Source organism: Moorena sp. SIO1G6, from assembly GCF_010672795.1.
GTDB lineage: Bacteria > Cyanobacteriota > Cyanobacteriia > Cyanobacteriales > Coleofasciculaceae > Moorena > Moorena producens.
This window is the reverse complement of sequence record NZ_JAAHFZ010000095.1, coordinates 1-12,778: the sequence shown is the minus strand read 5'-3', so window position 1 is coordinate 12,778 and position 12,778 is coordinate 1. Positions and strand designations below refer to the sequence as shown.

The 12,778-nt window shown below is 42.1% G+C and carries 12 protein-coding genes and 1 pseudogene; 8 read left to right on the top strand and 5 right to left on the bottom strand.

Annotation, left to right across the window (positions count from 1 at the left end; all coding sequences use genetic code 11):
- The 3 genes and pseudogenes from F6K63_RS38160 to F6K63_RS34930 all read left to right on the top strand — a co-directional run.
- A pseudogene (locus F6K63_RS38160) lies at window positions 1–127 on the top strand (IS4 family transposase); the annotation flags it as partial.
- A gap of 142 nt (window positions 128–269) precedes the next feature.
- Window positions 270–1,022: an IS701 family transposase gene (locus tag F6K63_RS34935; protein WP_287314685.1), complete on the top strand. Its 753-nt coding sequence runs from the start codon at window positions 270–272 to the stop codon at window positions 1,020–1,022.
- On the top strand, window positions 986–1,660 hold the full coding sequence (locus tag F6K63_RS34930) for a hypothetical protein (protein WP_287314683.1): 675 nt from the start codon (window positions 986–988) through the stop codon (window positions 1,658–1,660). Before F6K63_RS34935 ends, F6K63_RS34930 begins: the two co-directional genes overlap by 37 nt.
- On the opposite strand, the gene F6K63_RS34925 is transcribed toward F6K63_RS34930, so the two are convergent.
- On the bottom strand, window positions 1,645–2,058 hold the full coding sequence (locus F6K63_RS34925; protein WP_287314687.1) for a DAHL domain-containing protein: 414 nt from the start codon (window positions 2,056–2,058) through the stop codon (window positions 1,645–1,647). The genes F6K63_RS34930 and F6K63_RS34925 overlap by 16 nt on opposite strands.
- 244 nt (window positions 2,059–2,302) lie before the next feature.
- On the opposite strand from F6K63_RS34925, the gene F6K63_RS34920 reads away from it, so the two are divergent.
- Window positions 2,303–2,467, top strand: a complete 165-nt coding sequence (locus F6K63_RS34920) for a hypothetical protein (RefSeq protein ID WP_287314682.1) — start codon at window positions 2,303–2,305, stop codon at window positions 2,465–2,467.
- Window positions 2,468–2,573: 106 nt separating this feature from the next.
- Here F6K63_RS34920 and F6K63_RS34915 read toward each other — a convergent pair whose 3' ends face one another.
- Complete coding sequence (locus F6K63_RS34915; protein WP_287314680.1) at window positions 2,574–3,491, bottom strand: cytochrome-c peroxidase; 918 nt, start codon at window positions 3,489–3,491, stop codon at window positions 2,574–2,576.
- Between the two features lie 754 nt (window positions 3,492–4,245).
- Here F6K63_RS34915 and F6K63_RS34910 point away from each other — a divergent pair.
- Complete coding sequence (locus F6K63_RS34910) at window positions 4,246–8,316, top strand: ATP-binding protein (protein WP_287314678.1); 4,071 nt, start codon at window positions 4,246–4,248, stop codon at window positions 8,314–8,316.
- A 259-nt stretch (window positions 8,317–8,575) separates the two neighbouring features.
- Here F6K63_RS34910 and F6K63_RS34905 read toward each other — a convergent pair whose 3' ends face one another.
- Together F6K63_RS34905 and F6K63_RS34900 are read right to left on the bottom strand one after the other, a co-directional pair.
- The gene (locus F6K63_RS34905) at window positions 8,576–9,067 is read right to left on the bottom strand and encodes a hypothetical protein (protein ID WP_287314676.1); all 492 of its coding nucleotides are present in this window, start codon (window positions 9,065–9,067) and stop codon (window positions 8,576–8,578) included.
- Window positions 9,067–9,690 (bottom strand): hypothetical protein, encoded by a 624-nt coding sequence (locus F6K63_RS34900; protein ID WP_287314674.1) that lies wholly within the window; start codon window positions 9,688–9,690, stop codon window positions 9,067–9,069. The genes F6K63_RS34905 and F6K63_RS34900 overlap by 1 nt, the downstream gene beginning before the upstream one ends.
- Before the next feature lie 226 nt (window positions 9,691–9,916).
- On the opposite strand from F6K63_RS34900, the gene F6K63_RS34895 reads away from it, so the two are divergent.
- From F6K63_RS34895 to F6K63_RS34885, 3 genes are read left to right on the top strand one after another with little or no spacing between them, the layout of a single operon-like run.
- A complete protein-coding gene (locus F6K63_RS34895; RefSeq protein WP_287254751.1) occupies window positions 9,917–10,216 on the top strand; it encodes a hypothetical protein in 300 nt (99 codons plus the stop codon).
- A gap of 45 nt (window positions 10,217–10,261) precedes the next feature.
- On the top strand, window positions 10,262–10,729 hold the full coding sequence (locus F6K63_RS34890; protein WP_287254750.1) for a GAF domain-containing protein: 468 nt from the start codon (window positions 10,262–10,264) through the stop codon (window positions 10,727–10,729).
- 26 nt (window positions 10,730–10,755) lie between these two features.
- Entirely contained in the window at window positions 10,756–12,189 is a 1,434-nt protein-coding gene (locus F6K63_RS34885) for an adenylate/guanylate cyclase domain-containing protein (protein ID WP_008191899.1), read from the top strand.
- 289 nt (window positions 12,190–12,478) lie between these two features.
- On the opposite strand, the gene F6K63_RS34880 is transcribed toward F6K63_RS34885, so the two are convergent.
- On the bottom strand, window positions 12,479–12,778 hold a 300-nt coding region (locus F6K63_RS34880), incomplete at its 5' end, for a transposase (RefSeq protein WP_287314672.1).

Genomic DNA, 12,778 nt, shown 5'->3' with positions numbered 1-12,778 from the left:
ATCCCATCAACGACGAGCCAAGAGCCTATTTCGTTTGGGATTTGATTATCTGCGCTCAATTTTCACCAATCTTGACCACCACTTCCCAGCTTTTCTTAACTCTCTCCATTTTTTGTCCTGTACTTAGATAAACGATAAGTATTAGCTGTATCAATAGCTTGGCGATAGTAGAGGTTATAGTGGGACTAAGCGCGATAATTCAAGGCATAAATAGTGCTATGCTATATAGGGTAAGTTTTTTAGGTTGATTACTTTTTCCGTCCAATCCCATGAAAGAAACTGTTTCCACAGCAATGCCTCCATGCTTCGAGAGATGGTGCAAGCGTTTTGATGATATCTTTCACACAAAAGCTCAAAAAAAAGAGTTTAGGCACTATCTAGGGGGATTATTGGGAGAAAGTGAACGGAAAAACCTATCTCAGATTGCCGGAAACGCTGTAGATGTCTCATACCACAGCCTACGGCATTTTGCGGTGCGAGCTTCCTGGAGTGAACAAGAGATTAACGAACGCCGGTTGCAAGTGATGAATAGCTGTCGTCAGACCAAAATCCCTGCGCTTTTGGCGCACGCTACGCGAACGTGGATTTGCACTAATTGTAGACGACAGCGGACAAAGCGCTTTTGGCGCACGCTACGCGAACGGAAAAGTGGAAACTTCACCGAAGGTGTCGGTCTGCCTTACATTGGGGAAATCGGGAAAACGGATAATGGAATTGTGGTGGTAACAACCCATCTGTATGATGGTCGAAAAAGTCTACCGTTAGATCTTGAGTTATATCAACACGGGAACTCATTGCCCCAGGGAAAAAAAGATCCAGCCTTCCTGAAGAAACCGGAGCTAGCCTTGGGGTTAATTGATAAGACATTAAGTCGGGGATATCATCCAGGAATGGTCCTGATAGATGCTGGATATGGAAACAATACATCATTTTTATTAGAGCTAGAAAATCGACAACTCAAGTATTTAGTCCGAATCGCTAAAAAATGCGCCAAAAGCGCACGCTACGCGAACGAAAAGTGAGTGACCCGAACGCCAAAAATTCGGGAGTTACTATTCGGGTTGATGAGTTAGCCCAAAGCCTTCCGGATGAGGCTTTCACAGAAGTTCAACTAAATCTAAATAAGTCAAAAACCCTGTGGGTTGCCACCCTCGAAGTAGAAATATCTCGTCTGAGTGGAAAAAGAAGTCTGGCTATCGTCATGAATCAACCGACTTTTAGTCAAGCCACAGATATTGCGGTGCGACCCAAGGGCGATTTACTCGCCCTAGGAGGCGCGCACCGTGACTATTTTTTGACAAATGTCGAAACGGATGTGGTCACTCCCCAATGGGTGGTCGAGACTTACGCTCAACGAAATTGGGTGGAAGTATTTTATCGGGAGCAAGCGTGGTGGTTGGGACTCAAAGAATATCAAGTTCGCCATAAACGCAGCTTGATGAGGCATTTTATCTTGGTCATGTGTGCCTATACTTTTATTCTTTGGCATCAATTAACTGGGGGATTGCGAAGACGATGGGCATCGAAACCTTTAAAGACATTTGCTGAAGCTTTAGAGGCTTTTCGCAGTGCCATGTCTTGCCGTTTTGTTCATTGGCTCCAGGAAAATCCGGACGTATTTATCAGATATAAAGCGAGTAAGGGCTATATTTGGGCTTGATTTTGGCTAAAGTCCCAATAGACGTAATCTAGTTCTTCGTTTAGCTGCTTGGTAGGGAGCTGTAGCAGCTGCTGGGTCAGTTCATCTACCTGAGGTTTATTGCTCATAATTTTTCGGTAATGGCTGAGGGCTAGATCGATAAATTCTTCATCTTTACCAAAATTATTTTGGTCTTTGACCAGCAACAGCCTATCCATATTGTCCTTGATCAGCGCTTCTAATTCCTGATCAGAGTTGAGGTTGTAAAGCAGGATATTTTTCAGCAGTTCATCTAGAATAACTTCTAAATAATGGCTTCCGCTTTTATTCGAGGTATTTTTTACGATATCATTAGTCATAAACGGTAAGTAACTAAGGGAGTTTTGTAGAATTGCATTCTGGAATTTTAATCTTTTGATTAACTTTTATTTTTGATTTCTTATTTCTGATTTTTTTTATTATTTTAGTAAGTTTTTACCTGCCGTCCTGATTAATAAATGTCGGGATTATGTTAATGCTATTTTGATTATATTTGAGTTGATATAAATGCTTGACAAATGGATCGTAATAGCTGCTAATCTCGTAGCGAGATTTTATAATATCCTGATTTAATATTACATCTATCTCCTTTTGTTGATTTAAAGTATAGCGCTTTTTATCCTCATGAGGTACACATATTTTTTTACCTCTTCCCACTTCCGACTTCCCTCTTCCGACTTCCCTCTTCCCTCTTCCGAAGTCCCTGCTCCCTGCTCCCTGCTCCCTGCTCCCTGCTCCCTAAAACCCAAAAACTTGTACCTTACTAGATTAAAAACCGCTATATTTTGATACTGTTGGTGTTATTCAAGGTTAATTGGTAGACTTTTCCTAACCAAAAAAGCCAAGATAAAAACAGCAGCCAAGGTATTTATGAGCTTTAGCAATTGAGTTTTGTTCACAATGGTTTTCCTTGATACTCGCCTGTGAGAGTTTTGAGGAACTTGACAATCAGACCAATATCGTTTGGCGACAGTGGGCGTCCCAATTCATATTTGCCCATTATCGTCACAGCTTCTTCAAGAGTTTCAGCTGAACCGTCGTGAAAATATGGTGATGTTAGAGCCACGTTCCGCAAACTGGGAACCTTAAATACATAACGATCACGTTCATTGCCAGTGACATTAAAGCGTCCCAAATCAGCTTTGGTAAGCTTACCGCGATCTTTGAAGTAATCCCCAAACAGACCAAAAGCCTGGAACATATTACTGCCGACATTGACTCCTTGGTGACAGCTAACACAGCCATAGGCTTTAAACAGACGATAGCCTTCTTTTTCTGAGGAGGAGAGGGCATTTTTATGGCCGCGCAAAAATTGGTCAAAGCGTGAGTTGGGAGTGTAAAGCGATCTTTCAAAAGTAGCGATCGCATCCTTGATGTTGTCGCTGTTGATACCATCTTTATACAGTTGGTTAAATAGTGAGACATACTCAGGGGATTGCTTGAGCTTACTGAGGATTTCTTGCCAATTAGAACCCATTTCATGCTCTGCATGGATTGGTCTATCAATCTGTTCCTCCAGGGTTTCAACGCTTCCATCCCAATGTTGCTTAAAATTGAATCCACTGTTGAAGACTGTGGGTGCATTAATCAAGCCAATCCTATTGTTGATCCCAATTGAACGCACCATTTGGTCTGTACCACCGGTATTTAGATTGTGGCAGCTAGCACAAGAGATGGTGTTATCCTGTGACAGTCGGGGGTCATGAAAAAGCGCCTTGCCCAGTTTAACCTTGTCTTTGTTTAGTTCTAATTTGAGTGGTATTGGCTGAATTGGTTCATCAAATAAAAGACTATAGTCTGAGGAGTTGACCATATAGTTGATTGATTTATATGGTAATTTATAATAATTATTTATGGAAATTAAAATTATAATAATAAATATAACCAAATAAATATAAAAAATATTTTTGATATCACTAGTTTTATTCTACGGATCAACCATTAAAGTCTAACAATAATTATGATTATTGTTAGACTTTAATGGTTGATTGTCCATGGGCCACATTTGAAGGTTCAGAAGATAACCCGCTCACCGACTAACCGACTAACCTACACCTGTTCACCATCTGTAGCTCGAATAAATGAAATTGGTATTAGTTAGTATGACCCTATTTGAAGTTCATCAAATGACCGAACCACAAGTCAACCGTAATATTACTGACAATTCGTCATTTGTAATTGATAATTCAGGGTAAATTACCGATTATATCCAATCAGTTTGACTAATTATGATATCTCTTCTCTGGTAATTTGTACTTGGTAATTTGTACTTGGTAGTTGACGATTCACCATTACCGATTGCCCATTACCAAAACAGGGACTATTTGGTATAGCATAATTCAAAAGTCAGAAGTCAGAAGTCAGAAGTCAAACTCTTGCGCTTACTTAGGTTTGAGACTTTTGTCATGTCCTAACTGCCCTGGCGACTGCTATAAGTGATTAACCGGACTTGATATAACGACTAACGACTAACGACTAACCACTTAAAAAAAAAATTACCCGGACTGACTATAATTTTCCTGGTAGAGATTAGGCGAGATCATATCAAAGCTATATCCGATTTTATTATGGAAACATCTGAATACACTCAGCTCAATCCATTTCTCCAGGCTCGTGAGTACTTTGAAGAAATTCTTAATTGGCTCTGTTCTGAAGAAGCATACCGTCTCACCTATTACCAGATAGAAGAAAACCTCTGGATCAATGGTATGGAACTGTTGCGGCAACTGCTACAAGGTTATCTGGATTGGCGGGGAGACAATCAGCCAGAAGCACTGTACCCAAGAAGGCAGGGTAGGTACTCTACCCAGGTCAATCCCCAGCCTGGAAGTGATTGGGGTATTGTCCAAAATAGGGATAATTTGTACTCGGATGCAAGAGGGGGAAGAGAGGGCATCAGGGGAGAAAGGGGAGGTAAACAATTGTCATCTTATCCCACCAGTAGGCAACCCAGCCTAAGGACTATCTTCGGAACAGTGAGACTGAATCGTTTTAATGCTAGTTCCCAGAGAAACTCACTTCCGGATAATTCCCCACTCAAGGTTTACCCACACGGGTACTGTCAGGTGAGCGGTATTCCTTTAGCATCAGAGGTGGACACCAGTTCCTCGGACCCCACTATCCTAGCCCAACCCCAGGCAAAAGCTGCTGAAGTTTCTCAGGAACAACAGGAAGGATTTTCCATAAGAGATATGGGAACTTGGTTTAGACGCCAGTGGTGGCTTAAGCACAATAGTTATCAATCCCTATGGCAGCCAAGGCGTTCTGTTCCCCGGTTGTTAATTAGTGGCACCATTGCCCTAGTGGGAACAGCAGCTTTCACGAGTTATTGGGTGGTTCAGAGTCTAATTCTTGAGAGTCTGGAGGATAATGCTGAATTGAAGGTCAAGATGGCGGGACATCAAATTGATGAATGGCTGGCGGCTCTGATGGCGAAGGTGGAAACGATTGCTAATAGTCCCCAAGTTCGGTCTTTGGACTGGGAGGTTGCTCAACCCTATCTGCAACTCGAGCAAGAACGATTGCCCGATTTTCATATGTTTGTCATGGCTAAGGGGAATGGCTCTTACTACACCAGTCGTGCAGGTTTTATTGAGGGGAAGAATCTTAGCGATCGCACTCACTTTCAACGAGCGATGCAAGGAGAAACCTTTGTGGATAATCCGGTAGTCTCTCGTTCTACTGGTATTCGCCAAGTCAATATTGCGGCTCCGATCTGGTCAGTTCCCCCCAACAATGACACGGAAATTACTCCAAAAAAACTGGCTTTGGACAACCTAACCAACGAGGATGTGCAACTGGGGGATGTAACCCTGCCAAAACCAGGGGAGTTGGCTGGTCCATTTTCTTTCCCCATAGGAGAATTTGCTGGACCGGTTTCCTTAGACCGACTGTCAGAGGTGATTACCAATACTACCTTGGGAGAAGGGAGTTATGCCTTTGCTTTGGACTCAAAAGGAGTACCCATTGCCCATCCAGACCCAAAGGTAATTCAATTTGGTAGGAGTTTTTTAGACTCCCCTAACCCCAATCTAAAGCAAATTGCTCAACTGATGATGGAGGCTAGGAAAATAGCCAACCCGCAAGAGTCGGTAACCCTAATGGAACTGCATGGTCAGTCGGTGTATGTTGCCTATACTTCTCTGCAACACGCGGATTGGTCTGTGGCTTTGGTGATTCCCCGGGCTAATGTGGAGCGACAACTCAATTCTCTCAATTTGCTGGCATCGGTGTTGGGAGTGATGCTGATCATCGCCATGGTTATTGCTTTACTACAGATTCAAACTTTCGAGCAGACCAACGCCAGGGCTCAGCAGGAGGCGCTGCTGAATGGGCTTACTACTCGTATTCGTGAATCTCTGGATTTGGAAACAACTGTGCAAACTACTGTCAATGAAATTGCTACCCTCTTGCGTCTCGACCGAGTGACTTTTGGCTGGTATCACCAAGACCAACAATGCTTGGAAATTCTGTGTGAACATCGAAAAGCTGATTTACCGTCCCAAGTGGGATTCATACGTATCGAATCTTCTGATGATTTATGCGATCGCTTAAGCCAAGGACAGATGGTTCACTTCCATGATAGTGGTGATCAACTCATCTACTGCCAGACAGGGAACTATCTGGCGTTACCAGTCATGATTCGGGGGTTGCATCCTCCTGGCTATTTAATTTGTATGCGCCGCAAGCCTTGGAGCTGTAGTGATTTGGAATTGGAGCTATTACAAGCCGTGAGCAATCAGTTAGCGATCGCCATCAACCAGGCACATTTATACACCACTACTCAAGAACAGTACACAATTGTCAGTGAACAAGCTCAGTGTCTCAAAACCACCACGACTCAATTACAGCATACTATAGCTTACGTGGATGCGATGATTAGAAGCTTAGCCGATGGATTACTGGTAACAGATACCAAGGGCAAAATTACTCGCATCAATCCAGCTTTGGTGAGCTTGTTTGATTTGGGGGAAACCGAGTTACTCGGTCAAGGGTGTCAGGGAGTGTTGGGGAATGCGATCGCAAACCTAGTCACTCTTACTAAGACTAACCCTAAACAAGTCTTTACCGCTGAAGTAGAACTGACCAATCAACGGATTGGCAAAGCCGTAGCCACTGCTATTCTAAAAGATACTAAGGCTACAGATAACCCTGATAGTCAGGATGGCTTTATGGGTTCGGTGATTCTGATCCGAGATATTACCTTTGAAAAAGAAGTAGACCGGATGAAAACAGACTTTATTTCCACAGTTTCCCATGAATTGAGGACTCCCCTAACTTCAGTAATGGGTTTTGCCAAACTGATTCAGAAAAAACTGGAAAAAACCCTATTTCCCTTAATTCCTACCAATGACCACAAGATTCAGCGCACCCTCAAGCAAGTGTCAGAAAATGTTAACATCATTATCTCCGAAGGGGAGCGTCTCAAAGCTTTGATCAATGATGTCCTGGATCTGGCTAAGCTAGAAGCTGGTCGAGTAGAGTGGAAAATGCAACCCCTCTCAGTTGTCGATGTCCTAGAACGAGCAATCATTGCTACGACTGCTCTGTTTGAACAGAATGATGTGGAATTAATTAAGAGTATAGACGAGGGCTTACCTCAGATAATTGGTGACCGAGACCGACTAATTCAGGTGGTGATTAATCTAATCTCTAATGCAGCTAAGTTTACGGATAAAGGGTTTGTATACTGTAAAGTAAGGCGAACTGGTTCAGAGATTACCGTTAGTATCATTGATAGCGGTATAGGCATTTCTGAAGCCGAGCAGACGCTGATCTTTGAAAAATTCAAACAGGCGGGTAATACTCTAACTGAAAAACCTCAAGGTACCGGCTTAGGACTCCCTATTTGTAAGGAAATTGTGGAACATCATCGAGGACAAATTTGGGTCGAAAGCGAACTGGGTAAAGGGAGTAACTTCTCCTTTAGCTTACCCATATCGGTTGAGTCTGAACCTGGAGTCAAAACCATAGCTGCTGAAACCCTGATCACCCAACTAAAATCATCCATGATCACCTCGAAAATGACCACAAATTCCAGGGATAAAACCATTCTGATTGTGGATGATGAAGCTCCGATTCGAGAGCTACTCAAGCAGCATCTTAGAGCAGAAGGTTACAGGATTCAGGAAGCGCAAGATGGTTGGGAAGCAATTCAACAGATCAAACAAGAACCTCCTGATCTAATTATCTTGGATGTAGTGATGCCGAAAATGAATGGGTTTGATACAGCAGCGGTGGTTAAAAATGACTTGCACAGTATGGATATTCCGATTATCATTTTGTCCATCACTGAAGATCAACATGCTCTAGGAGTTGAGCGATGTTTGAGCAAACCGATTAATCTCGAAGAACTGCTCAAAGACGTTGTTCGACTGACCTCTCAAGAAAAGCCGACTAAGCAAGTTTTGATAGTGGAGGAACATCTCCCTCAAGCTCAAATGATTACTCAGGTATTACGGAAAAGAGTAATTCGGATAATTTATGCCCGAAATGGTCAAGATTGTCTTTCTAAAGCGATTTCATTCAAACCTGATATGATTCTGGTTAATTCAGGGATTGCCAAAGAACAAGCGTTGGTTAACAAGGTGCGTTTTGAACATAAATTAGCCACTATATTTTTTATATTATTAGATTAATAATATATTTTTTGATAGTCTAATGATGTCCAAATTATTTTACCACTATTACCTTTTGCCTATTCCCTTTTATGACTTCACTGCTCCCTGCTCCCTGCTCCCTGCTCCCTGCTCCCTGCTCCCTGCTCCCTGCCTTACAAGGGTATGATTTTAAGAATTATCCAGAATCAAGAGAAAATGGAGGAACAAAGCAGCCAACAGGTAAAGGCATTTGTTTAATCACAGAAGCCAAAATTATCAAAAAACCCCTAAGGTGCGCTTACAGTCGTCGAATTAAATTCGCCACGGGTCGCACCTGTCGGAAACAACTTAAATAACGAGTAGGTTGATTGAGATCACAACTAGTCTGTTGGACAGTGGCTGTTGAGGGTGATTGATCTAATTCACTCTTATTATTGCCATGGTTGTCAGACAGACTGCTAGCAGATAAATCACCATCAGTTTCTCCTCCAACACTAACCAACCACAATGTGGCTGTGGCAATGGCTAACCATAATCTTTCAGCCCGTTGTTCGCGTAGCGTGGCCGAAAGGCCAGGATCACTCCTAAAGGTGTGATGCCAGCCCAAACCACCACGCTTAATATCTTTGAATAAACATTCAATCCAACTACGCATACTGTACCAACAGATTTGAGCTTGTTGTGGAGATAGATCTGTCAAGATTAACCAAGGGTCAGCATAGCCCGATTCCCAGTTAGCCAGAAGAGTACAATCAAGACTATGAGTCGCATGCGCAGGTGACTCGACCACTAAGCGTGCTGACCAACCTGAGTAATTAATGAAGACATTGGGACAAAATTCTGATGGTGTGAGGCTCGATAATATCCTTGATGATTAATTCGCATCAAAGGATGCCAACCCTTTTTCCTGATGGCCTCGTAGAGCCACTTGGCATACAACCCTCTATCTGTAGCAACAATCACAAACCAATCATCAGGCATGCTCACTTCGATGTGTGAGAACAATTGACACCAGTAAGGAAACCAACTACCTTTTTCTGTGGCTTTGATAATTTTCCAGGCTACAGGAATGCCACAGCCACGATAGACTACACTAATCACCAACAATGTTTTGCGCTGTCCCAAGGTGGAAGCATCTGCAGCTAACACCAGGCTTTTTTCATCCTTCGACCACCAACTCAACAACCAAGTTAATAACGGTTTAAAACTTTGAGTTACTTCTATTTCCTGTCGGAACCTACCATACTTATTATTGGCTTCTCGATACCATTGTCGCAATTGTTCTGAGACATTTCCTTCTGGCTTATTGAATAATTGTGCTAGAAACACTGTTACCGTCGATAATCCACAACTGTGAGTTATGGCGATTGCATTGCGACCCATCGCTAATCCTATGGCCTGAGATTTACTCAAGTGGGGCATTTTTAAGGGTGACCACTCTTAACCATTCCTGATCAGCTTGAGGACTTTTCATCATCAGTTTTACAATATCGTGTTTGCTTTTACTCTCGATTGATTTTCTGGCCAGCGAATACCTTCCATATTAAAATCATACCCTTGTAAGCTGCTCCCTGCTCCCTGCTCCCTGCTCCCTAAAAAAATGTAACTCACCTAATTTAAAACCGCTTTACTAAACTACATGGCCGCTATTAAACTGAAAAAAATAATTGCCCAAAAAGACATCTCGTCACTGCTCAATAACCTGATAAATTCCCTGGGAGGAGATATTAGTATTCAAGACATTGATGAGCAACTGTTATTCGGAGATGAGCCTGATGATTCATCTGGTAAATACAAGATAGACCTGAAAGGAACTACTTTAGGGTGGGTTAGGGGAGGAGAGAATGCTCGTCCTATTGCCGCTCTACTCAATTATTTAGCGAATCGAGAACTAGAACGCCGATCAATTGCTATAGAAACCTTAGAGAACTATCGATAAATAAACTTAATCTACAATCTATCGGGGAAATTAACTGCCAATTTAATGCCTCAAGATGTTGCTCAAATTGTGATTAATCAAACTAGGGAATTAATTCAAGTGAATCGGGGATTTGTCTTTTTGCTAGACCAAGATAAATCCCAACTGGAAGTACTGGCTAGCTTTGAGCCAGAAATGGGGGATAGACCCCACAAGCAATCGATAGCAGGTATTGTTGGCAGTGTGATTATGACTGGTGTAGGAGAAATCGTTAACGATGTCTCATCGGATCCCAGGTTTGTGCCATCTGATTATCCGATCAGTTCCCTAATGTGTGTTCCACTCAAGACCAAAGATCAGGTAATTGGTGTCATTCAGCTCAGTAGTGAAAAACCTGTAGACTATACAGCCAGGGATTTGAAATTAATCAGTGCTTTAGCATCTCAAGCCACATCAGCCATATCTAATGCTATCCTCTATGAGAATATGCTTCGAGAGGAACGGGTGAGGAGTACTTTGAATCGATACTTTTAAGCAAACTTACAATAGTAGCACAAAGTATGGCATCTATCAGTCTCAAAAAAATTATTTCTAAGCCAAAAGCGCTAGGGGTCATAAGTCAACTGATTGACGCCATAGACACCGCTGTCCAGATTGAGGATATCCACGGAAAGCTGCTGTTGGACAATCCTAGGAAAATTCCGATATTGGGACGTTGTAACTTAGCCAATAAATATCCCGTTGAAGCAAGAGGTCAGGTGATTGGCTGGGTCAAAGGGGATCAGAAAGCGATCGCAATTAAAGAACTCCTGAATTATTTAGCTAATCAAGAATTAGAAAAAAAAGATCTAGGCAGTGCTATCTTAGATCAATACCGAGAAATTAATTTACTCTATAGAGTTTCGGAACGGATTCCATCCTGTTTAGAGCTGTCCGCTATTGCTCAGCTGTTCCTGGATGAAGCGAGAAGACTGATTCCAGGAGATTGTGGTTCAGTCTTGTTAATTAATTCCGAAACTGAGCAACTAGATATAATCTCCGCCTTTGGCAAACAGTATAATCCAACAGAATTTTTTCAGCTGAGCAATAGTAATACAAAGAATGGGCTAGGAATTGGTAAGGCTGATATTGTGAATCAGGTTCAAGATGATCCCAGGTTTATTGCTAGTGTGAAGTCCATCAACTCTCTGGTTTGTGCTCCTCTAAAAACCCAAAAGGGTCTGCTGGGATTGATTAACTTTTGTAGTGAGAAACCAGTTAATTATACAGCTCAAGACTTGAAATTTTTAACGATTCTTGGAGCTCAAGCAGCAGGAGCTATTGAAAATGCCTTGCTCCATAGAAATAAACTACAGGAGGAGCGGATTAAAAGCCGACTGGAACGCTATATTCCTTCCCAACTTGTCCAAGCTATTATTGATGCCAAGGGCAATATCTCTCTGACTCCAGCCAAAAAGCCTATTACTATATTGTTCTCTGATATTCGGAATTTCACAACTCGGTGTGAAGAATTAGAAGCCCATAAAATTGTTGAATACCTGAACGAATATTTTACCTGCATGGTGGATGTTATCTTCAGCCACGAGGGAACAGTAAATAAATTTGTGGGCGATATGATTGTGGCTATGTTTGGTGCCCCCTCTAAGCTAGAGGATAATCAGGGACAAGCGATCGCAGCTGCTATTGCTATGCAACATCAACTTAAGACTATGCCTACCCCCTGGATCCGGGAGAATTTTCTAACCGGTATTGGGATTAGTTCAGGAGAAGTTGTGGTCGGAAACATTGGTTCTCCCCAGCATATGGACTATACAGCCATTGGTGATGAAGTCAATATCGCTGCCAGATTACAAGCTATGGCCAACGGGGGTCAGATCCTCGTCAGTGGTAGTGTCTATGAAGCGACCAAGCACCAGTATACCTATCGGGAATTGGGTCAAGTTTCAATCAAGGGAAAACTGCAAACAGTAGATGTATTTGAGCTGATTAACTGATATCTAATATAGCATTTTTATTTGAGTTGTGAACATAGTCACTTAGAGAAAGTCAAGAGGCAAGAGGCAAGAGGCAAGAGGCAATAATTAATCAATTATATAGGGATTTTTGGTAGCGATGCAATTAGGCAAAAATTCGCGCGAAAATTTCCACACTTCCCGCCCCACACTTCCCGCCCCACATTTCCCACATTTCCCACACTTCCCACACTTCCCCTTCTTTTTTACAAATATGAGATGCACCCCCGATATTCCTGCTCCTATAGTTATTTTAAATAAGGAGGAGACACTAAGAAGCACAATATTCACGAATCACTTCATCCAGAGAAGTGTCTATAGAAGTATACATTCTGGCTCTCTTTAAAGCACTAAAATCATGCTCTATATCATTGAAATCTGGAGAGTATTTCGGCAAAAATAATACTTGATGACCGGCTGACTCTACTAATTCTCTAATTGCACTTTTTCTAGGAATTGGTGCATTATCCATAATTAATACTGAAGGAATTGTTAATGAGGGTAATAAATATTGGCTTAACCATCCTTCAAATACTTCTGCATTCAGACTACCACTAAACAAGGGGCTATT